18 protein-coding genes are annotated in these 22,072 nt (G+C 63.5%); 5 read left to right on the top strand and 13 right to left on the bottom strand.

The genetic code is table 11. From position 1 onward, the window contains the following. Positions 1–10: 10 nt before the first annotated feature. The 12 genes from fliS to rpsB all read right to left on the bottom strand — a co-directional run bounded on the left by fliS (position 11) and on the right by rpsB (position 11,864). Complete coding sequence (fliS, locus tag ACYQ00_RS01405) at positions 11–736, bottom strand: flagellar export chaperone FliS (RefSeq protein WP_460030447.1); 726 nt, start codon at positions 734–736, stop codon at positions 11–13. A gap of 41 nt (positions 737–777) precedes the next feature. Beyond that, the gene (gene fliD / locus ACYQ00_RS01400) at positions 778–2,514 is read right to left on the bottom strand and encodes a flagellar filament capping protein FliD (RefSeq protein ID WP_460030446.1); all 1,737 of its coding nucleotides are present in this window, start codon (positions 2,512–2,514) and stop codon (positions 778–780) included. Positions 2,515–2,652: 138 nt separating this feature from the next. Next, positions 2,653–3,546, bottom strand: coding sequence for a flagellin N-terminal helical domain-containing protein (locus ACYQ00_RS01395; protein ID WP_460030445.1), 894 nt, complete (start codon positions 3,544–3,546; stop codon positions 2,653–2,655). 208 nt (positions 3,547–3,754) lie between these two features. After that, entirely contained in the window at positions 3,755–4,540 is a 786-nt protein-coding gene (tsaB, locus tag ACYQ00_RS01390) for a tRNA (adenosine(37)-N6)-threonylcarbamoyltransferase complex dimerization subunit type 1 TsaB (RefSeq protein ID WP_460030444.1), read from the bottom strand. Beyond that, on the bottom strand, positions 4,537–5,739 hold the full coding sequence (gene rseP, locus ACYQ00_RS01385; protein WP_460030443.1) for an RIP metalloprotease RseP: 1,203 nt from the start codon (positions 5,737–5,739) through the stop codon (positions 4,537–4,539). Before rseP ends, tsaB begins: the two co-directional genes overlap by 4 nt. 12 nt (positions 5,740–5,751) lie before the next feature. Continuing rightward, positions 5,752–7,053 carry a 1-deoxy-D-xylulose-5-phosphate reductoisomerase gene (gene dxr, locus ACYQ00_RS01380; protein WP_460030442.1) on the bottom strand — a complete coding sequence of 434 codons (1,302 nt, stop codon included), beginning with the start codon at positions 7,051–7,053 and terminating at the stop codon, positions 5,752–5,754. A gap of 9 nt (positions 7,054–7,062) precedes the next feature. Continuing rightward, positions 7,063–7,887, bottom strand: coding sequence for a phosphatidate cytidylyltransferase (locus ACYQ00_RS01375; RefSeq protein WP_460030564.1), 825 nt, complete (start codon positions 7,885–7,887; stop codon positions 7,063–7,065). A gap of 5 nt (positions 7,888–7,892) precedes the next feature. Then, on the bottom strand, positions 7,893–8,663 hold the full coding sequence (gene uppS / locus ACYQ00_RS01370; protein WP_460030563.1) for a polyprenyl diphosphate synthase: 771 nt from the start codon (positions 8,661–8,663) through the stop codon (positions 7,893–7,895). Between the two features lie 2 nt (positions 8,664–8,665). After that, positions 8,666–9,211, bottom strand: coding sequence for a ribosome recycling factor (gene frr / locus ACYQ00_RS01365; protein ID WP_460030441.1), 546 nt, complete (start codon positions 9,209–9,211; stop codon positions 8,666–8,668). A gap of 1 nt (position 9,212) precedes the next feature. Continuing rightward, the gene (pyrH, locus tag ACYQ00_RS01360) at positions 9,213–9,935 is read right to left on the bottom strand and encodes a UMP kinase (protein WP_460030440.1); all 723 of its coding nucleotides are present in this window, start codon (positions 9,933–9,935) and stop codon (positions 9,213–9,215) included. A 110-nt stretch (positions 9,936–10,045) separates the two neighbouring features. Continuing rightward, positions 10,046–10,957, bottom strand: coding sequence for a translation elongation factor Ts (tsf, locus tag ACYQ00_RS01355; protein ID WP_460030439.1), 912 nt, complete (start codon positions 10,955–10,957; stop codon positions 10,046–10,048). Positions 10,958–11,075: 118 nt separating this feature from the next. Next, the gene (gene rpsB, locus ACYQ00_RS01350; RefSeq protein ID WP_460030438.1) at positions 11,076–11,864 is read right to left on the bottom strand and encodes a 30S ribosomal protein S2; all 789 of its coding nucleotides are present in this window, start codon (positions 11,862–11,864) and stop codon (positions 11,076–11,078) included. Positions 11,865–12,292: 428 nt separating this feature from the next. Between rpsB and ACYQ00_RS01345 the strand changes: the two genes are divergently transcribed. Both ACYQ00_RS01345 and ACYQ00_RS01340 read left to right on the top strand, forming a co-directional pair. Then, on the top strand, positions 12,293–13,372 hold the full coding sequence (locus ACYQ00_RS01345; protein ID WP_460030437.1) for an NAD(P)H-dependent flavin oxidoreductase: 1,080 nt from the start codon (positions 12,293–12,295) through the stop codon (positions 13,370–13,372). Between the two features lie 321 nt (positions 13,373–13,693). Beyond that, positions 13,694–15,082 carry a phosphomannomutase/phosphoglucomutase gene (locus tag ACYQ00_RS01340; protein ID WP_460030436.1) on the top strand — a complete coding sequence of 463 codons (1,389 nt, stop codon included), beginning with the start codon at positions 13,694–13,696 and terminating at the stop codon, positions 15,080–15,082. Positions 15,083–15,287: 205 nt separating this feature from the next. Here the strand turns inward: ACYQ00_RS01340 and ACYQ00_RS01335 are convergent, their stop codons facing one another. After that, positions 15,288–17,597: a cysteine synthase gene (locus ACYQ00_RS01335; RefSeq protein WP_460030435.1), complete on the bottom strand. Its 2,310-nt coding sequence runs from the start codon at positions 17,595–17,597 to the stop codon at positions 15,288–15,290. 159 nt (positions 17,598–17,756) lie between these two features. On the opposite strand from ACYQ00_RS01335, the gene ACYQ00_RS01330 reads away from it, so the two are divergent. From ACYQ00_RS01330 to ACYQ00_RS01320, 3 genes are all read left to right on the top strand, one after another. After that, entirely contained in the window at positions 17,757–19,541 is a 1,785-nt protein-coding gene (locus ACYQ00_RS01330; protein ID WP_460030434.1) for a motility associated factor glycosyltransferase family protein, read from the top strand. A gap of 93 nt (positions 19,542–19,634) precedes the next feature. Further along, the gene (locus ACYQ00_RS01325; RefSeq protein ID WP_460030433.1) at positions 19,635–21,485 is read left to right on the top strand and encodes a PAS domain S-box protein; all 1,851 of its coding nucleotides are present in this window, start codon (positions 19,635–19,637) and stop codon (positions 21,483–21,485) included. A gap of 9 nt (positions 21,486–21,494) precedes the next feature. Continuing rightward, a complete protein-coding gene (locus ACYQ00_RS01320; protein WP_460030432.1) occupies positions 21,495–22,043 on the top strand; it encodes a rhomboid family intramembrane serine protease in 549 nt (182 codons plus the stop codon). The last annotated feature ends 29 nt before the right edge of the window (positions 22,044–22,072 follow it).

Below are 22,072 nucleotides of genomic sequence, written 5' to 3'. Positions count from 1 at the left end.
CGGAACACCATCAGGTGGTGTTCTTGGAGATTTTTTCATACTGCCTGGAGCCGGCCAGACGCTTGGCCATGGGAGGCGGAGTCTCCTTGCCTGGAGCCGGCGCGGGCATGAGCAGGGTAGGCACCGGCCGGGCGGGGTCCTGGTCGGCCTGTTGGCCGCTGGTTTGCGCGGCGCCTGCGGAGGAAGGGCCGCCGGAGGGCTTGTCCGCTGTGGCCTGCGCGGCCGCGCGTCCCTTTTGCAGCCAGAACGAGGCGGAAAGCAGGGAGTTCTGATCCGGTGCAGCGTTTGCCGAGGTTGCGGCAGCGGGCGTGTTCGCTGGCTGGACAGGGGAAGGAGTGGCGGGTTGCGAGGGCGAATGGAGTGGCGCCGCCGTGCCGCGGACCACTTCCTGATACGCGGATTTGAGCCCGGAGAGGATGTTCACCACCTCTTCCACCATGGCCACATCCATATTGATGTTGGCTTGCAGCAGCCGTTTTTGGCAGTAAAAATACAGCTTGTGCAGGTTGCCGGCAATTTCGCCGCCCTTGGTCATGTTCAGGCTGCTCTCCAGCTCAGAGATGATGTCCAGCGCCTTGGAGATGAGAATGCCCTTTTGGGCATAATCCCGTTCCTTGATCTTTTCCTGGGCTTGACGCAGGAATTTGATGGCTCCCTCATAGAGCATGAGCAGGATTTCTCCCTGCGAAGTGGTGCCCACGGAGGTTTGCAGATACGCTGTGGCTGCTTTGTGCATGCACAATCTCCTGCACGGCGCCGCGCCCGTGCGTGCTCATTTTAAGACGACGACGAGGAAAGCTGGCTGATCTGGCTCGACATGGACGTACTGAGGTTTTCATACTCGCCCAGCAAGGCTTCCAGCCGGGAGAATTTGAGCCGCATGTTGGTTTCCATGAGCGCCAGACGGGCTTCTTCGTATTCGATTTTCTTGTCGATGCTCTTGATGATGTCCGTGTAGTTGTCTTCCAGGATGTTCAGCGTGCCGGTTTCGGTGTTCGTCAGGTCTTTGAGGACGTTCACCATCTCGCCGGCTTTGCCCTGCTTGAGACGGACCACGCCCTTGCCCGTGGAATCGGCAGGAAAATCGTTGATGGTCAGGACCATACCGCTGGAATCGCCAGCCATGGAAGTGATGGTGCCTTTGGTATTGTCCACCGAAGCGGCCTGACCGCCGATGTAGGCGTTGGTGATCACCCCTCCGCTGACGGTGTACGAGACATCGTACACCCCGGGCTTGGTCACGTTCTTGACGCTTGAGTAGTAGCTGAAGTTCCCGGAATCCACCCGCTCGCCGCCGACATCGGTGGCGGCAAAGAGCTCGGCCACGGCGTTTGGCTCTTTCTTCAGGACGTCATCAAGAATTTCATCATCAATGACCAGCAGCCCCTGAGTCAGTGAACCTTCATCGGCGTCCGTGAGAATCCCGATCTGGGAAAGGGCGGAAAGTTTGTCCCCTGTGGGCGGTGGTCCGGGGTTGTATCGCAGGAAGCCTTTGCCTATCTCAGCAGTGATGGACTTGAGGCGGCTGTCCACCAGTTGCACGGCATAGTTGCCGGTCATGACCGAGCTGGCGGCAGCTTCATCGTTGACCACGGTGACCTTGGTCATCTCCCTGATCATCGTGCGCACCGTGTTCACGTTGTCCACAAAGCTCTGGATGTTCGCCTTGACCGCGTCGTAGTCCGTGTCCGTGGTGACGGTGACGGTGGTGGGCGGAAACGATCCCAGGCTCTTGAGGTTCAGGGTCAGGCCCTGGACCACATCGGTGATGGTGTTGCTCTTGTATTCAATCCAGGCGTCGGACGCCGTGGGCCAGCCATCGACCTTGATTTTGGAGTTCTGGGCCGCCTGGGTCAGGGCATAGTCCGACGCGTCGTTGAAGGCGGCGTTGGACATGGTGGTAAGCGAGGCATTGAAGGAGAGCGTGGCATTACTGCCCAGGTCAAGGCCGCGCATCTGCAGGTAATATTGCGAACCATCGGTGATGATGGAGGCGCGCACGCCGGCGTTGGCGGGGTCGGCGTTGATGGCGTTGACCATCGTTTCCAGGGTGGCGCCTGCCCCCACCGTCACACTGTAATCCTTGCCCTTGTAGGTGTAGGCAAAGGTCTGGTTGCTGGTGCTGGAGTTCACCTTGGTGGTTTTGCTGGCAACGCCGGACGTGGTGGTGACCACGGAGTTGGTGGCCAGCTGGGCCACGGTGATGGTATGGGAGCCGGATTCCGCCGTGGCGTCTGCCGTGGCGGAGACCACGTCGGAATTACTGGAGGAAACGCTCTTGGTCATGAACTCGCTCATGGTGTCCAAAGACTCCAGCGAGGTCTTCAGGCTGAGCATGGCGGTGTTCAACTCATTGAGCGAATCAATCTTGTTCTGCCAGTCGGTCTTCCATGCCTCCATCTGCTTCTTATGATAGGCTTCCACTTCCATGAGCTTGGTAACCATGGAGTCAAAGTCCGTCCCGTTGCCAAGGCCGGTGAAGGTAATGGAGCCAACATCAACTTCTGTAGACATATGCTCGTCCCGTGTGGTCATAGTTTCCGGATCATGTATGTCGGGAAGGCATTTGCAATTGATGCGCCAAAGCCGGACCAGAGGGTGCAGCTCTGGTCCGGCGATGGGCGGTTATGTTGATTCCTGGGGCCTGGGCTACTAGCCTCCGATGAGCTGCATGGCCATCCTCGGCAGGGAGTTTGCCTGGGAGAGCATGGCGATGGCGCTCTGGGTCAGAATCTGCTGCCGGACGAATTCGGTCATCTCGTTGGCCACGTCCACGTCGCTGATGCGGGATTCGGCGGCCTGCAGGTTTTCGGCCTGAATTTCCAGGTTGGTGATGGTGTTTTGCAGACGGTTCTGCAGGGCGCCGAGGTTGGCGCGGATGTTGTCCTTGGAAACGATGGCTTGGTTCAGGGCCTCCAGGGCCTTCTGGGCGCCTTCCTGGGTGGAGATGGCGAAGCCGTCCTTGCCGATTGCAGCCTGGTTGCCAACGCCCAGGGAAGACGCCGTGGCCGAACCGATCTGGATGTAGTAGTAGTCTTCCGCGCTGTCGTTGGCCGTGCCGAAGTGGACCTTCAGCTTGCCCGTGGGGTTCATGGTGCTGCCGTCGTGGTCGGCGCTGGAAAGGTTGCCGTTGAGCAGGTAGATGCCGTTGAAGTCCGTGGCGTTGGCGATACGGGTGATTTCCGAGGCCATGGCCTGGTATTCGGAGTCGATGATCAGGCGCTGGTCAGAGGTGTAGGTGCCGGTGGCGGCCTGTTCGGCCAGTTCCTTCATGCGGATGAGCTTTTCATCGATGACGCCCAGGGCCCCGTCCGCAGTCTGGATCAGGGAGATGGCGTCGTTGGCGTTGCGCACACCCTGGTTCAGGGAGGCGATGTCCGAGCGCATCAGTTCGCGAATGGCCAGGCCGGCAGCGTCGTCAGCGGCAGTACCGACACGCAACCCGGAAGCGAGGCGACGAACCGAAGTACCCAGCTTGCCGTAATGGCCTCCGAGGGTACGAGCAGCATTGGTGGCCATCAAATTGTGATTGATAGTCAAAGACATGGCGTTTCCTCCGTGAAGTTGCACAGGCGTCCTTGCCTGTGATGGCCGAATCCATGGCCATATTTCCTGCCTCTGCCGTCATGCCAGGAAGATTCCGTTCTTCCATGCTGCCGGAACCGTCCCGGCAGCAGCGGCATGCGGTTTCGCCGTGCAGTTGCCTGTCTTGTCGTCTGCGGGAGGAAATTGTTTAGGGCGATGTCGAAAAAAATCAGACGCCGGCAGCGGTCAGCCGGGTCAGGGCCGCGCGGGCCTCGGCCGGGTCCAGACCTTTGGCCTGGGCGATGGCTTCGAGATTGGCTTCGGCATCGGAGGGGCGCAGGTAGATGGGGGCGAGGGGGGTGTGCAGGAAGTCTGCCCCGGCGGCTGCAGCCAGAAGCGTGGCGGCATCGGGGTGGTCGAACCGCTCGGGCAGGAGGGTGCAGGCGGGGTGCGCGGCCAGGAATCCGGCCAGGCGCTCGGGCGGGAAGCAGGCAGGCCGCAGGGCGCTGCCGCACAGCAGGGTCGGGAGGTCCGCCGCCAGGGCCAGGGCCTCATGGATGGGGAGCACCTGGATGGCCGAGGCATCCGGAAGAGGGGGGGAATCTGCAGCAAACAACCGCGCGTAGCAGAGCCCCTTGCGGGCATGGGTGCAGAACAGCAGGGGCAGGCGGTCGTGGCCCAGGCGCTCCCGGGCGGCGCGGGCCAGGAGCGCAGGATACTCCAGCCCGGCCAGGGGCAGGCTGGCGGAAAGACGCAGCCCTTCGGCAAAGGACAACACCAGACGCAGGCTGGTGAAGCTCCCGGGGCCGGTCACGCAGGCAATGCCGGCCAGATCCCCCGGCCGCAAACCGCAGGCGCGCAGCATTGCCTGCACGGCCGGCGCCAGCAGGGGATTGGCCTTGCCGGGGGCGGTCCATTCCTGGGCGGCCAGGAGGTGCAGGTGGTCGGAGGCATACACGCCGAGGGCCAGCTGCAGCCGGTCCTCGGCGCAATTCAGGGCAAGCAGGGGCCTCACGGCGTGGCGTTGCCTTCAGTCTGGCCAGACATCAGGGTGTTGTTGCCCTGGCGGGTGGCATTGGCCCGGGCTTCCATTTCCTGCTGGGCCACGTCCAGGGGAGTGCCCTTGCGGGTAACGTCATTGTACAGGGCCAGAATCATGATGGAAATGAGCAGCCCCAGGCCGAACTTGGTGGTCCATTCCTGGAACTTGGCATTGACCGGCCTGCCCCGCACCCATTCAATGAGAAAGAACAGGATGTGTCCGCCATCAAGCACCGGGATGGGCAGCAGGTTGAAAATGGCCAGATTGATGGAAAAGAAGCACATGAAGCTGATGACAGCCACTGCGCCCACCTTGGCCGTCTCGTGGACCATCTGGGCAATGCCAATGGGACCGCTGACCTGATTGAACGGAACTTTTCCTTCAATGAGCAGGGCAATGCCGCGGACAGAGTTCTCCACAATGAACCAACAGCGCGTCCAACTGCTGGCGGCGGCTTCAAGCGGGCCAAGGGAAACGGCCTGGTACTGCTCGGGATCGGATTCCACCCCGATGCGCCAGTACTGCTTCTGTTCGCCGAGGATGTCCAGATCCATGACCGGTTCGGGCTTCACCTGCAGCTCGATCAGCTTGTCGTCAGCCCCGCCAGCCCCGCGATCAACAGTCACCCGCAGTTCTCGGCCCTGGCTTGCCTGAATCCGGCGTTCCATCTCCTTCCAGTAGGTGATGGCCTCGCCATCAATGGACACGACCTTGTCGCCAGGGGCAAAGCCGGCCATGGCCGCCGGGCTGTCCGGCCGGACGTTTTTGAAAACCGGCAACAGCCGCATCTCGCCCAGCACAAAGAACAGGCCCCAGAAAAGCAGCAGCGCCAGAAGATAATTGAAGAACGGCCCGCCAAAGACCACCAGCAGCCGCTGCCACGGTGGGCGGGAGTGGAAATGCTCGCGCTCGCTGAAGCCTTCCACCCGTTCGCCGTTATCATCTTCGCCCACCAGGGCCACAAAGCCGCCCAGGGGAATGAGGGAGAGTTTGTATGTGGTGCGCCCGTACTGAAAGCCCAGGAGCTTGGGGCCAAAGCCTACGGAAAAGGTCTTCACCCCCATGCCCAGCAGTTTGGCCACCAGGAAGTGCCCGAACTCGTGAAAGGCAATGAGCACCCCGAGGGTGACGACAATGGCCACAGTGGAATTGAGCAGTTGGGATACGTCCATGCGCAGATCTTTTTACTCGGGCATGCCGGCCGGGAACGTGGCAGGCAGCAGGTCGAGGTTGTTTTCGGTCAGGGTTCTGATTCCGGCGTCCAGCTGCAGGATGGCCTGGAGATCCAGCGGGCCAAAGGGCCCGGCCCCACGCCAGGACTGCATGGCGGCTTCCACCAGCCGGGGAATATCCAGAAAGCGGCAGCGCCCCTTCAGAAAGGCGGCCACGGCCACTTCATTGGCTGCATTCATTGCCACGCAGGCGCCGTTGCCATGCACGCCGTTTGCGTCGGCAGGGGTCGCCATGATCCTGGCCGCGTCCATTGCCAAGCGTAAGCATGGGAATTTTTCTACATCCGGATCGCCAAAAGTCAAGCCGCCAAGCGACGCCAGAGACAGTGACGGGATGTCCAGAGGCAGCCGGTCGGGATAGGCCAGGCAGTAGGCGATGGCCACGCGCATGTCCGCCGGGCCGAGATGCGCCAGCTGGGAGCTGTCTTCAAATTCCGCCAACGAGTGCACCACACTCTGCGGATGTACCAGCACATCCACCATCTCCACGGGCAGGCCGTACAGATGACAGGCCTCGATGACCTCCAGCCCCTTGTTCATGAGCGTGGCGGAATCAATGGAGATTTTGGCGCCCATGCTCCAGTTGGGGTGCTTGAGGGCCTGGGCCGGGGTCACGGTTTCCAGAAAGGCGCGGTCCTTGTCCCGGAATGGTCCGCCAGAGGCCGTGAGGATGAGCCGGCGCAGGCCGTGGCCATCGTGGCCGGCCATGGCCTGAAAGAGGGCGTTGTGCTCGGAATCCACCGGCAGGATGACCGCCCCGGAGGCGCGCGCCTCGGCACGGATCAGGTCGCCGGCCAGGACCAGACTTTCCTTGTTGGCCAGGGCCACGGTCTTGCCGGCCTTGACAGCCGCCAAGGTGGACTCCAGCCCGGCCGCGCCGACCATGGCCGAAAGCACCATCTGGGCCTGCGGCAAGGTGGCCAATGCGGCATATCCTGCTGAACCAAAAAGGATTTCGGGGGCGTATCCTGTGGGGAGCAGGGCAGCCAGGGCGGCGGCGCGTTCCTCGTCGAGCACGGCCAGATACGGTGGCCGGTGTCGTGCGGCCTGTTCAGCCAGCCGGGCCACATTGCGGGCCCCGGCCAGGGCAAGGATGCGGAATTTGTCCAGATGGGATTCCACCACAGAGAGCGTGCTGCAGCCGATGCTTCCCGTGGCGCCAAGCAGGACCAGGGAACGCGGAAAAGGCAGGCCGCCGTGGCCGCCATGGCGGGAAGGAGCGGGCAGTCGGGAGATGTAGTCGATACTGGCCATCGGGGAGGCTTAGAGCATCTTCCACAAAAAGACAAACAGCGCAGCCGCCGGTGCGGCGGCCAACAGGCCGTCGATGCGGTCCAACACTCCGCCGTGTCCAGGCAGCAGGTTCCCGGAATCCTTGACGCCGGCATGGCGTTTAAGGGCAGACTCAAAAAGATCGCCCAGCTGGGCGCTGACGGAGATGGTCGTCCCAAGGGCCAGCCAGGCCCAGAGACTGAACGTTGCCTGCGACGCGTCCAACCCTATCACCTTTCCCCCCAGGCCCAGCCCCGCGCCTGTAACCACGGCCAGGGTGGCCATCAGGCCGCCCAGGCTGCCGGCCCAGGTCTTCTTGGGGCTCACGGTTGGCCAGAGCTTGGGGCCGCCGATGAGGTGCCCGGCATAGTAGGCGCCCACATCCGTGGCGATGACTCCGGCCAGCACCAGGGCGTTCTGCCAGGGGGTCCAGTTCAGGGCGATGGCCAGGGGCGCAGCGGCGTACAGCAGGGTGGACGCCGGCGTCTGCCAGGTGAACCAGTCGGCCTTCTCGTCGGCACTGCGGACCAGAAATCCCAGACTGCCCAGCCACCAGGTGAGCCCGAGCACGGCCAGGGCCACCGCGGGCAGTTCCAGCTGCACGGCCGTCAGGCAGGCCGTGACGGCCAGCAAGGTCAAAATCCGCAAGGGCAGGGCGGTCTTGACGATGGCCAGAAACTCCCAGCTGGCGGCCAGGGCGGCCAGAAGCGCCAGGGCAAAGAGGAACCATCCGCCCAATGCCAGACAGCCCGCTGCCACCACGCCCAGGGTCAGCCCGGTCAACAACCGCGGGCCGTGGGCGCCGAATTTCGCCATGCGATTCACTGCGAAGCTCCCTGTGCAGTCGGTTGCGCCAGATCATCGGCCGGGTCGCCCACCTGTTCGCCCGTGCGACCGAAACGGCGCTGCCGGGCGGTGTAGCTGGCGATGGCCGCGTCCAGTTCCGTCTCGTCAAAGTCCGGCCAGTGCTTGTCCGTGAAATAGAATTCGCTGTAAGCAGCCTGGAAGAGCAGGTAGTTGGAGAGACGCAGCTCGCCGGAGGTGCGGATGATCAGGTCCGGATCCGGCTGGCCGGCGGTATACAGCTCGCGGATGAAGCGTTCCTCGGTCAGTTCGTCCGGGGAGAGGCCGGCTTCGAGCAGCCGGCGGCAGGCGCGCAGGATTTCGGCCCGACCCGAGTAGTTCAGGGCCAGATTGAGGGTCAGCCCGGTGTTGTTGGCTGTTTTGGCCAGGACCATCTTGAGCACCTGGCGCGAGGCAAAAGGCAGCTCCTGCCATTCGCCCAGGATTTTCAGGCGGACGTTATTGGCCAGAAAGGTAGGCAGTTCGCGGGTGAGCAGGCGGGCCAGCAGCTCGAAGAGATGCCCGACCTCATCCTTGGGGCGCGACCAGTTTTCCGTGGAAAACGTGTACAGGGTCAGGTGCCGCACGCCACGATTGGCGCAGGCCGTAACCATGCGGATGGCCGCCTCGGCACCGGCCGTGTGCCCATGGCTGCGGGGAAGCCCCCGGCCCTGGGCCCAGCGGCCGTTGCCGTCCATGATAATGGCGATGTGCGCCGGAACGCCGGCGTGGCGAAGCTCGGAAGTCAGGATTACAGCTCCATGATTTCCTTGTCTTTCTTCTGGAAGATCTGGTCCAGTTTGGCCACGGTGTCGTCGGTGAGTTTCTGCACCTGTTCCTGGGCCTTGTGGACTTCGTCTTCCGAAACGTCCTTGAGCTTCTTGAGCGCGTCATTGGCATCGCGCCGGACGTTGCGCACGGCCACCTTGGCGTCTTCGGTGTACTTTTTGGCCACCTTGACCAGCTCCTTGCGGCGCTCCTCGGTCAGGGGCGGGATGACGATGCGCAACATCTTGCCATCATTGACCGGATTGAGGCCCAGGTCGGACTTCTGGATGGCCTTTTCGATGTCCGAGAAGGCGTTGCGGTCCCAGGGCTGGATGGTGATGGTCCGGCTGTCGGGCACGGCCACGGAGGCCATCTGGGCGATGGGCGTGGGGGTGCCGTAGTAATCCACCTTCAGATCTTCCACCAGGGCGGTGGAAGCGCGGCCGGTGCGGAGTTTGGAGAATTCCTTGTCCAGGTTCGCCACGGCCTTGGCCATGCGATCCTTGGCGTCCGTAATGATAGCCTGCATGTTATTCGCCTCCTTGAACCAGAGTACCGACTGGTTCGCCCATGACGACGCGTTTGATGTTGCCCGGAGCGAAGAGGTTGAATACGACGATGGGCAGCGCATTGTCCATAGCCAGAGAGAGGGCGGTCGAGTCCATGACGCCCAGACGACGGCGCAAGGCCTCCAGATGAGTCACCCGGTCGAACTTCACGGCATCGGCGTGTTTTTTCGGGTCCTTGTCGTAGACGCCGTCCACCTTGGTGGCCTTGAGGATGGCGTCGCACTTGACTTCGATGGCCCGCAGCGCGGCGGCAGTGTCAGTGGTAAAGAAGGGATTGCCCGTGCCGGCGGCGAAAATGACCACACGGCCCTTTTCCAGGTGCCGCACGGCGCGACGCCGAATATAGGGTTCGGCGACTTCGCGCATGGTGATGGCTGAGAGCACACGGGTCTCCAGGCCGAGTTTTTCCAGGGAATCCTGCACGGCCAGGGAGTTCATGGCTGTGGCCAGCATGCCCATGTAGTCGGCGCTGGCGCGGTCCATGCCCTGCTCGGAGGCGGCCATGCCGCGGAAGATGTTGCCACCGCCCACCACCAGGGCAACCTGGCAGCCGAGGCGGACAACTTCGGAAATTTCACGGGCAAAGCCGTTGATGGTGTCGGGATCGATGCCGAAGGCCAAGGGTCCGGCAAGAGCCTCGCCGGAGAGCTTGAGCAGGACGCGGTTGTAGGCAAGGCCGCTCATGATGGGTCGCTCCCGTTGCGATGTGTGGCGCGAATGCGGAAAAAAAGCGGGGGCTGGCGCGTGCCGGCCCCCGCCCGGAGGCTGAATGTCGCAGAACTGAGGAGGCGAGCCTATTCGGCGGCGCCTTCGCCCAGCGCCAGACGCACGAAGCGGCCCAGGGTCAGCGTATCACCCATGGCCTTGCCGGCTTCGGCCAGGAGCTGCTTGATGGACTTCTTGTCGTCCTTGATGAAGGGCTGTTCCTGCAGGCAGATTTCCTTGTAGAACTTCTGCATGCGGCCTTCGACGATCTTGTCCACGATGTTTTCGGGCTTGCCTTCGGCCAGGGTCTGCTCGCGGCAGAACGCACGTTCGCGGTCCAACACCTCGGCAGGTACCTGTTCGGGCAGGCAGCAGACCGGGTTGGCCGCGGCCACCTGCATGGCCAGGTCTTTGCCCAGAGCCTTGAAGGCGTCGGTGGCGGGGGTGTCAGCCTTGGTGCACAGGATTTCCACGAGCACGCCGATCTTGCCATTGGCATGCACGTAGGCCCCGATGCCGCCGGTGGAGGCAGGGGCCAGACGCACGAGGCGGCCAACCTGCATGTTTTCACCCAGCACGGAAATGGAATCGTTCACCAGCTCCTGCACGGTGCGGCCTTCCACTGCGGTGTTGAGGAAGCAGTCTTCGGAGGCGGTGTGGACGAGCTCGTGCCCGGCGGAGCAGGCAGGCGCAGCGGCCACCACGGTTTCGGCCAGCTTGGCAGCCAGGGCCTGGAAGCCTTCATTGCGGGCCACGAAGTCGGTTTCGCACATCAGTTCCACCAGGGCGGCGGCGCCATCCTGGGCGGCGAAGCCCACCAGGCCTTCGCCCGTGGCGCGGCCGGCCTTCTTGGCCGCCTTGGCCAGGCCCTTGGCGCGCAGCCATTCAACGGCTTTCGCTTCATCGCCTTCGCATTCGGCCAGGGCCTTTTTGCAGTCCATCATGCCGGCGCCGGTCTTTTCGCGCAGGTCTTTGACCTGCTGGGCGCTGATTGCAGCCATGTGCGTGTACTCCTTGGTCTTTCGATCAAATTCGGAGGGCAAATCAAAAAAGGGACATCCCGCGCCCGCCGGAGCTGGCAGGCCCCGCCGGGCGCGGAGTAGCGTTCTGTCAGGACGCCTAGGCGTCTTCAGCAGCGTCCTTGGCTTCGTCTTCAGCCTTGGCAGCGCCCTTGGGAGCCGGCTTGCCGTCGGTCGACTTGGCCTTGGCCGGGGCTTCTTCCTTGCGGCGGGCCAGACCTTCCAGGACGGCGTCAGCCATGGCGCCCACGAAGAGCTTGATGGCGCGGATGGCGTCGTCGTTGCCGGGGATGATGTAGTCGATGTTGTCGGGGTCGCAGTTGGTGTCCGTCACCGCCACAATCGGGATGCCCAGCTTCTTGCATTCCTGCACGGCGATTTCTTCGCGCTTGGGGTCGATGATGAAGGCCAGCTGGGGCAGGCCTTCCATATCCTTGATGCCGCCGAGCACCAGGTTCAGCTTTTCCACTTCGCGCTGGAAGCGCAGGATTTCCTTCTTGTGGAAGCGGCGGATGGAGCCGTCTTCGAAGGAGGCTTCCAGCTTCTTCAGGCGGTCAACGGACTGGCGGATGGTGCTGTAGTTGGTCAGCGTGCCACCCATCCAGCGGTCCACCACGAAGTGCATGCCGCAGCGTTCGGCTTCGGTCTTGACGATTTCCTGGGCCTGACGCTTGGTGCCGATGAAAAGCACCTTGCCGCCGGCAGCCGCGGTGTTGGCAATGGCATCGTGCGCGGTCTGGAAGAGTTTGACGGTCTGCTGCAGGTCGATAATGTGGATGCCGTTACGGGCACCGAAGATGTAGGGCCGCATTTTGGGGTTCCAGCGGCGGGTCTGGTGCCCGAAGTGCACGCCGGTTTCCAGCATCTGCTTCATCGTCACGTAGGCCATGGAATTTGCTCCTTTCAGTAGGGGTTGGCCTCCATCCCGGCGGCGGCGCGATGACACACGCAGCCATGGGTCGTGCACGGCACGACACCCCTCGGACCGGGATGTGTGAAGTAGAGAACAGGGGTTTATAGGCGCTTTCCAGGTTAATGGCAAGCGAAAGCTCGACGCCTTCAGGAATTCGCCCTTTGCAGTTTTTCCCAGAATGAGGTAGCGGAAGCTGACCAAGACCGACCGGCCCTCTCGGAAACTTTTTGTACAGAGAGTGTGTCTCAGTCTTCGGGAGCGTACTGACGCGCAAGGGACTGGAGAGACACTGCGAGAGCGTGTGGCACATCTCAAAAGGTTCCGCTCCCTTTGCACCGCCAGGGACCGCCGTGCAAGACCGTCTCCAGAGCATGGCAGAACATACCGCAAGGAACCACAGATACATGGCGATTCCTCCGCTGCGCATCGGCAACGTCACCGCCCGCCTGCCCATCATCCAGGGCGGCATGGGCATCGGCATTTCGCTTTCCGGGTTGGCCTCGGCCGTGGCCAGGGCCGGCGGTGTGGGCGTTATCGCCACGCCGGGCATTGGCTTGGACGAGCCGGACGTTCGCACCAACTGGGTAGAAGCCAACTCCCGCGCGCTGGCTCGTGAAATCCGCGAGGCCAAGGCCAAGGCCGAGGGCGGCGTGATAGGCGTGAACATCATGACCGTGCTCACCAACTCGCCTGAACTCATCGCCACAGCCAGCGCGGAAAATGCGGACCTCATCCTTTCCGGCGCGGGCCTGCCCCTGGCGCTGCCCAAGTACGTGACGGAAGGTTCCACCACCAAACTCGTGCCCATCGTCTCCTCGGGTCGGGCTGCGGCGCTCATTGCCCGCAGCTGGCTCTCCAAGTGCGGGTGCATCCCCGATGCCGTGGTGGTTGAGGGACCGTTGGCCGGCGGGCACCTGGGCTTCAAGCGCGATGAACTCGGTGACCCGGCCATGTGCCTGGAAAATTTGGTGGACGAGACCATCGAAGCCGTGAAGGCCTTCGAGGACAAGGCCGGCCGGGCCATTCCCGTCATCGCCGCCGGTGGCATCTACACCGGTGCGGACATCAAGGCCATCATGGACCGCGGCGCCTCCGGCGTGCAGATGGGCACCCGCTTTGTGGCCACCTATGAATGCGACGCCCATGAGATCTTCAAACAGGCCTATGTGGACGCCACGGTTGAAGACATGGTCATCGTGGACAGCCCCGTGGGCCTGCCCGGCCGCGCCCTGCGCAACAGCTTTGTCGAAGGAGCGCTGCGTGGCGAGAAAAAGCCCTTCAACTGCCCCTACCATTGCCTCAAAAGCTGCGATCCCACCAAAAGCCCCTACTGCATCGCCCTGGCCCTCAAACAGGCCCAGCGCGGCATGGATGACACCGCCCTGCGCTTCGCCGGCGCCAACGCCTGGCGCGTGGACAAGCTCCTGCACGTCCAGGAGCTCATGGACGAACTCGTTGCCGGCTACGAAGCCGCCACGGCGTAAGGGCACAGAAACGGCAATGGAAGGAAAGAAAAAGCATAAGAAATATCAGGGGGGATAATCCCCCCTGGACCCCCTGATTACTTTTTGGGCGGCCATTGCCTTCGCACGCGAAGGCAATGGCCGCCCAACTAATTGGAGGGGGCCCGGGGGAACTCAGTTCCCCCGGATCTTTCTCCTGTCGAACTCAGTTCCCCGGCTCTTCTTTTTTTCCTGCGAAAAAGCTTTGTATCTTTTCCGTCCGCCCGTTGCGTCTGCCGGCGCTTTGCAGTAGCGCTCAGGTCGCGTTGTGACGATATTCCATCATCAGTTCCGGAGCGAACAATGAAGCCCATTTCGAAATCGGTGTTCCGCGCCTACGACCTGCGCGGTGTGGTGAACAAGGACATGGACGGTGACTGGGTCGAGGCCCTGGGCCGGGCCTGCGGCGCCTACTTCCGCAAGCACGGGCAGAGCTCGGCCGTGGTGGGGCATGATTGCCGTCTGAGCTCGCCCGAATACCAGCAGCGCATGGCCGCCGGCCTGGCCGCCGCGGGGGTGGATGTGATCTGCCTGGACATGGTCCCCACGCCGGTCTTTTACTTTGCCTGCAAGCATCTGGGCAAAAAAGCGGGCGTGATGATCACTGCCTCGCACAACCCACCGGAATACAACGGCTTCAAGATCTGGCGCGGCGATTCCACCATCCACACCACGGAAATCGACGCCCTGTTCACCATCATGGAATCCGGCGAATGTCCCGCAGGTCGTGGCGTGATCTCGCATCACAATATCGTGCCGGCCTACCTGGAGCATCTGGCCGCCCAGGTGCCCCAGCCTCTGGACGTGAAAGTGGTGGTGGACGGCGGCAATGGCGCAGGCGGGCTCATCTGCAAGGACTTGCTGGAACGCATCGGCTGTACCGTGATCCCCCTGTACTGCGAGCCTGACGGCCGCTTCCCCAACCATCACCCCGACCCGGTCATCGAAAAGTACATCGGCGATCTCAAGGCCAAGGTGGTGGAGACTGGCGCGGACTTCGGGGCCGGCCTGGATGGCGACGCCGACCGCCTGGGCGTGGTGGACGAGACCGGCGCCCTCATGTACGGCGACCAGCTCCTGGCCATTTATGCCCGCGACATGCTGGAGCATTTTCCCGGCGCGCAGGTCATTGGCGAGGTCAAATGCTCGCATCTGCTGTATAAGGATATCGCCGCACACGGCGGGGACCCGCTCATGTGGATCACCGGCCACTCCATGATCAAAGCCAAAATGGCTGAGACCGGCGCCAAGCTCGCCGGCGAGATGAGCGGTCACATGTTTTTTGCCGACCGCTACTTCGGCTTTGACGACGGCATCTACAGCGCCCTGCGCATCGCCCAGATCGTGGCTGCCAAAAAGCAGCAGGGCCAGAAACTCTCCCAGTTCCTGTCCGACTGGCCCCGCACCGCCAACACCCCCGAACTGCGCGTGGACTGCGCGGACGACCGCAAGTTCACCGTGGTGGAACAGGCCAAGGCCTGGTTCAAGGCTCAGGGCTACGACGTCAACGACGTGGATGGCGTGCGCCTGACCTTCCCCGATGGCTGGGCCCTCATGCGCGCCTCCAATACCCAGCCCTCCCTCGTCTTGCGCTTCGAAGCCGAAAGCCCCGCCAGGCTGGCCGAATACAGGGCCCTCGTGGAATCCAAACTGGCCGAGTGGATTGGCGAGCTGAAGGACAGTGTGCATTAGGAAACGAAAACAACAAGAAAAAGAGCAAGAAATACCAGGGGGGATAATCCCCCCTGGACCCCCTGATTACTTTTTGGGCGGCCATTGCCTTCGCGTGCGAAGGCAATGGCCGCCCAACCAATTGGAGGGGGCCCGGGGGAACTCAGTTCCCCCGATCTTCTTTTCTCCTGTCGAACTCAGTTCCCCCGGATCTTTCTCCTTATTTTCATTTGTCTTTATACACGCGCGGACCCTTTGCGGTGTCTTCGACGCGGTGTCCGGTGGCCTGGAGGGCGTCGCGCAGGCGGTCTGCGGCGGGGTAGTCCCTGGCGCGGCGGGCGGCTTCGCGGTCACGGACCAGGGCGGCGACGTCTGCGGGCCAGGCGGCGGCCGGTAAGGGCAGGCGGGCGTGGTCCAGGATGCCGAGGATGTCGTCCTGGGCCGCGAGGGTTTTCCAGAGGGTGGCGGCATCGCCGGGGAAGAGGGCGCCCTCCGCGGCCAGGGAGAGGATGCGCCGGCAACCGCGCAGCAGGGTGGGCCAGTGGCGATGCAGGCTGCAGTCGGCATCGGTGGCCTGACGGAAGGATCGGTCGAGTTCGTCGCACAGGGTGGCGGCGGTGGGGGAGGGGGCCGGCGCGGTCGGGCTGGTGTCGCTGGCATCAACGAGGGCGCCGGCAGCCTGCTGGATGCGTTGCCAGTTGGCGTTCCACATGCGCAGGCTGTGGGTGGAGATTTGCAGGGGTTTGGCCGGCGCGGCGGAGAGCAGCCAGAGCCGCAGGGCCTGGGGCGAGGCCGCTTCCTGGAACAGCGCCGGATCCGGCGTGCCCGAGGGGGACTGCAGCGTGGTCCAGACCAGGGGCTCCACGCCAGCGCCCAGCCGCCAGATGGCCCGGAAGTTCTCCAGGTGCGGGAAGCTGTGGGCCTGCCCGGCCAGGAAGACGCTCAGGCGCGGCAGGGCCTCCAGGGCCACGGCCGCCAGCTGCAGGAACCAGCTGGGCCGCACGTTGCCCCAGCGGGTGGGGAGGAGATCACCATGCTTGAGATCCTGCAGGGAAACACGTTTGAGCAGGGTGAAATCCTTGGGATTTTCCTTCATGTAGTCGGCCAGATCCACAGTCTTGCCCAGGGAGAGCTTGTCCAGATCCACGTGAGAAAGCTGCCCGTACTCGGGGAAGCGCAGGACGTCGAAGTAGACGGAGCGGAGTTTTTCGTAGGCCGCACCCTTGGAGAGGAGCTTTTCGGCGATTTCCAGGATGCGAGGCACGGCCTTGCTGGCCGGGAAGAACCCCAGGGCCCGGCAGCCCAGGGCCTCCGCCTGCCACGCGAAATGCTCCAGGCGCGATTCGCTGAGGGCCTCGCGGGAGAGGCCGGCGGCGCGGGCGGCGGCCAGGGTGCGGTCATCGAGGTCGGCCACGCCGGCAATGGCCGTGGCCTCCACGCCGCGGGCGCGCAGCAGGCGGGCCAGCACATCCAGGTGCACCATGCGCCGCCAGGGTTCAGGATCATCCATGACATCCGGCGCGTCCAGGGGCGGGGCCATGGTGAACAGTCCCAGCGGCTTGGGAGCGGATTCCAGATAGACCGGCTGGCCGGTCCGCCTGTCCTGCAGGTGCAGGCCGGCCCGGGGGCGGCTGGCAAAGAGCGGGGTGGAAAGGTAGCGCTCGCCGCTGTCGGGGAAGAGCACCACCACCAGGCCTTCGTCCAGCTCCTGGGCGACCTTGAGCGCGCCAACCATGGCCGCGCCGGAACTCATGCCCACCAGCAGACCTTCCTCGCGAGCCAGACGGCGGCACATTTCGAAACTTTCGTCATCCTCCACACGCAGGATGCGGTCAGGGATTTTTTTATCATAGATGCCCGGAGGGTAGGAGGCCTGCATGTTCTTCAGACCCTGGATGGCGTGGCCGGGCCGGGGCTCCAGGGCGATGACCTGGATGGCCGGATTGCATTCGTGCAGGCGCTTGGCCAGCCCCATCACCGTGCCGGAAGTGCCCAGGGTGGCGACCATGTGCGTCACCTGGCCCCCGGTCTGCTCCCAGACTTCCAGGCCCGTGCCTTCGTAATGGGCGGCGATGGAGGCGGGGTTGTTGAACTGGTCCATGAGCACGTAGGTTTCCGGGTGCTCGCGGGCCAGGCGGTAGGCTTCCTCGATGGCGCCATCGGTGGAAAGGTGGCCGGGGGTAAGCTGGATCTCGGCGCCGTAGGCGGCCACGATCATCTGGCGCTCGGCCGAGGCAGTCTCGGGCATGAGCAGGCGGAGCCTGTAGCCCTTGACGGCGCAGACCATGGCCAGACCCACGCCGGTGTTGCCCGAGGTGGCTTCGATGATGATCTTGTCCGGCCCGGCGTCTGGCCCGAGGAGCCCCTGGCGCTCTGCGGCTTCGATCATGGCCAGGGCCACACGGTCCTTGATGGAGCCACCGGGGTTGCGGGCTTCCAGTTTGGCCAGGATGGTCACGCCGGGCTTGTTGAAAATCCGGTTGATCCGCACAAGCGGCGTCTGGCCGACGGCGGTAAGCACGTTCTGATGGTGCATTGATTGAACTCGATTGGGCTGTTCGCGTGCTGGAGTACGTGGTTGCGATGGCACAGAGCATACGGCCGAACGGGGCAGCTGGCAAGGTAGTTGCAGTTTTCCTCGCACCTTGACCCTCTTGCGCCAGGCTTACGACAAGGGCCTGCAAAGGAACGCCGCATGGACATCGCCCCCTTTCTCGACACTAATTTGAAGACCCTGGCTGCGGTTTCCCCTGCCACTTTCTCCTGGCTGATGGCCACGCCCGATGCCCTGGAAGAGGTCGGCAAGCGATTTTTCATGCATCGGCCGGGGCTTGCGGATTGGCGGCTGGAAGACGGTGGCCCGCTTTACGGCGCCATGCCGCCGCATGCCTTTTACCGGGATTGGGCGCCAGGAAAGGATCTGGACAAGGAAGCCCGCGAGCGCCTGGCCCGTTCGGCCACCGTGATTGCCGGCTGCGGGTTGGGATACGGCGTCAATTTTTTGTTGGAACGGCTGCCCGCACCGCATCGCCTCGTGGTGGTGGAGCCCCGGCGGGAGCTGCTGCTGGCCATGCTCGGCTCAACGGACTATTCCATCTTCATCCGCCACAAGAAGCTGATCTTCACCCCCCCGACGCGCGAGGCGGTGGAAAAGACCCTGCAACAGCTGGACATGCAATTTCTCTTTGGCAAGATCGAGCTCAAGGTGGATGTGCCCTGCCGGCAAATCGGCCCTGAATACGCGCAGTTGGCCATCATGTTGCGGCAGATCCTGGAAGGTCTGGCCGTGGAGCTGACCACCATGCGCCTGCGGCAGGATATTATGGTGGGCAACGAACTTGCCAACTTTCAGACCGCCATGGGCCATGGCTCCATCAGCCGGCTGCAGGGCGCGGCCGCGGGCGTGCATGCGGTGATTCTCGGCGCGGGGCCGTCCCTGGCCATGGCCGCCCCGCAGCTGGCCGGACAGACGGACAACGCGCTCATGACCACGGCCCTGCAGACCCTGCCGGCCTTGCAGCGTCTTGGCCTCAGGCCGCATCTGTGCATGGCCATCGACTATTCCGCAGGCATGCGCGCCGTGTTCGATCGGCTCGATCCAGAGTTTGCCCGCGAGATCCCCCTGCTGTACTCCACCAAGATGCAGCCCGACGTGGTGGCGCGGTACCCTGGCCCCAAACTGCCAATCTGGACCCGCGGCGGGCTGGGGACGTTCATCCTGGCCGACCGCGAAATGGTGCTCCATGCCGGCGGCAACGTCAGCGTGGCCCTGTTCCGGCTGCTGTCCTGGTTTGGCGTCAAATCGGTGACCCTGGCCGGCCAGGATTTTGCCTGGAGGGAGGAGCAGTCTCACGTGGCCGGGCACCACGCCAACTGCGCCGCGGCCCACAACCGCGTGGCCCTCAAGGATGCCGACGGCGGGACCATCTGGTCCACCTTGTCCTATACCACCGCGTTGCACGATCTGGCTGCCGATATACAGCGTGGGGATATTCCCGTCCTGAACATTTACGGCGGCGGCGCGGTCATTGCCGGGGCGGAAGTCCTGACACCGGAAGCCTTGGCCCTGGAGGGGCTGCCACCCTCAGATCCCGGCAGCGTGGGGCGGTTCCTCACGGCCCTGGAACAGGCGCGCCGTCCCCTGCCCCGGCCGGTGTACGAGGCCCGGTCGGACCGCTGGGCATCCTCCCTGCGCGCGTTGCTCAAGCACTTGGAAAAATGCTTCAAAAAGGCGGCGCGGGAACAGCAGGCCATTGGTGAGGGTATTTCCAGACTGCATCAGTTCCTGCGGCAGGATCCGCTGTATCTTCCGTATCTCTATAATGAAATTATGGATGTTGGTGGCCTGCTGAATCTTGGCCGCCCCTTCGAGCCCAGGGATTTGCCGGCCCTGCGCCAGATTTGCAGCCGGGTCAACACCAAGGTGCGGGAAATGGACCGCGCCATCTGCACCTGCGGCGCAAACCGGCAGGCAGCCTGACACGGCGGGCAGTCCATGGTCTGATTCATGGATGACAGCGTACCGGTATTAAGATAGATTCAGGGAAAGTCCCGACCCGCAAGGAGACTCCCTGTGACTGATGCGTGCGCCTGCCCTGGTTCTTGCTCTGAACGATTGACCATATTGGTGTTGGCCCAGGAGCAGCACCGCAGAGAGCGCCTGACCGCGCTGTTGGCCTCGGCGTGCGTCACGGTGGCGGATGAACTGGGCGATGCCGTGCGCCTGCTGGGCCGCGGCGGGTTCGATGCCGTGGTGTTTTTTACCTGCGATCCGAACTCGCATCAGCCCATGAGCATGCTGCTGCAGGCCGGGCCGCTCACACCCCTGGTGGCCGTGGTGCCCTATGAGGAGGCCAGCCTGGATTTGCTGGCCCAGGGGGCCCAGGAAGTGCTGGTCTGGGATGGGCTGGACGAATCGACCATGCGCAAGGCGCTCACCCGGGCCATGGCCCGGCAAAAGGCGCACATGCCCTTGACCTTGCAGGAGGAAATCGTCAGCCGCATTGTGGAGCAGGCGCCTGTGGGCATTGCCCTGGTGGGGCTCAACCGCAGGTTGCAGCTGGTGAATGAGGAATTTTCTCGCATTGCCGGGGTGGAGCGTTCCCTGCTCACAAAGCTCTGGGCGTCGGATCTGTTCCCTGAGGAAGACGCCTCGGCCCTGGTGCTGGAAATGGGCCGCCTGCTGGTCAACGATGCCGAATCCACCGTGGCTGAGCAACGCTGCCTGCGCCAGGACGGCTCCCACGTCTGGGTGCACCGGGCCATGCGTATTCTGCGTGACGACAAGGGCCGCCCCCTGGCCTTTTTGCTGATCATGGAAGATGTGGAACACGCCAAGCGCGCCGAGGGGCAGCTCAAGCAGACCTTGCGCGAGCTGGAGGTGATTTACGAAAACAGTCTGGTGGGCATTCTGGAACTGCATGATGACCGGCGTATCTTCCGCTGCAACCGCCGGGCGGCTGAATTGTTCGGCTACATTCCCGAAGAGCTGCTGGGAAAGCCGGACAGGATACTCCACCTGACCGATGAATCGTATGAAGAGGCCCGTGAAAAGCTGTTTGACCAGCTGGCCTGCCGGGATTTGATTCAAGCCGAATTCATGATGCGCAAAAAGAACGGCGACCCCCTCTGGGTGCAGCTCTGGGGCAAGGCCCTGGCCTCGCCACACCTGGAGCGCGGGGTGATCTGGCTCCTGGACGACATTTCCGACCGCAAACGCTCAGACGACCTGCGGCGGGACATGGAGCGCATCACGCAGCACGACTTGAAAACTCCGCTCAACGCCATCATGCCCATTCCGGAACTCATCCGCATGAGCGGCCCGCTCAATGCCGAGCAGTCGGAGCTGCTGCAGCACGTGGAGCGTTCGGCCCAGCAGATGCAGACCATGATCACCCGCTCCCTGGATCTGGTGCGCATTGAGCAGGGGCGCTACACCTTCAGCCCCGTGCCGGTGGATTTGTGCGCCATCCTGCGCAAGGTGGCGGCAGATCTGCAACCCCTGGCCCGCAGCCTGGACGTGCTCCTGCGACTCTTCGTCAACGGTGACCCCCTGGATCATGCCGCGGCGGGGCAACTGGTGGTGGCGGCTTCGGACCCGTTGCTGTGCTATTCCATCCTGGCCAACCTCATCCGCAACGCCCTGGAGGCCAGCGGGCCGTATGATGAAGTGACGGTCCGCATCACTGGCGGCGGAGAGTGCTTCATCAGCGTGCATAATCCCAGCGAGGTGCCTGCGGAAATCCGCTCGCGATTCTTCGAAAAATATGTCACCCACGGAAAACCGCGCGGGCTGGGCCTGGGAGCCTACGCCGTGAAACTCATGGCCGAGGTGCAGGGCGGCACAGTCGCCCTGGAAAGCTGCTGCGGCAGCGGGACCACGGTCACGGTGCAGTTGCCGCGCTGGGATGCCGTGCAGGAGTGACACATCGCAATGAAATTGACCTGGAATGCGCCGGGCACGCTGGGGCTGTGCGGCGCGTCGTTGCTTGTCTATGGACTTTCCAGCCTGGCGCCGGCCCTGGCCGGGGTGTTCGCCTCACCCGCCCGGGTGGATCCGGCGGATCCGCTCTTTTTTGTTCAATGTGTGCTGCATGTCCTCGGGCATGTGGATTTCAGCCACCTATCCAATAATCTGCTGCTCCTGCTGCTGCTCGGCCCCATGGTGGAGTCCCGCCACGGCACGGGCTGGTTCCTCAGCCTGACCGCGCTGACGGCCGTGGCCACCGGCCTGGCCGCCCTGGCCCTGGGGCACCGCGTGCAGGGCCTTTCCGGCGTGGTCTTTGCCTGCATCGGCCTTTCGTCCGCTGCCGGAGCCCGGCGGGGAGAGATTCCCGTGACCATGCTGCTGGTGCTGGGGATCTATCTGGGCGGGGAGGTGATGCGGCTCCTGCGGCCGGACGCCATCTCCCAGCTGTCGCACCTCATCGGCGGTCTGGTCGGCGCGTTGGCCGGGCTGCTCCTGGCCCACCGCGAAGCCTGAGCGTCGGGTCAGCTCTCGTCCCGGCCAAA

The organism is Megalodesulfovibrio paquesii (genome assembly GCF_054653055.1).
The sequence above is the reverse complement of the archived record's forward strand: the minus strand, read 5'-3'. Positions and strand labels throughout refer to the sequence as shown.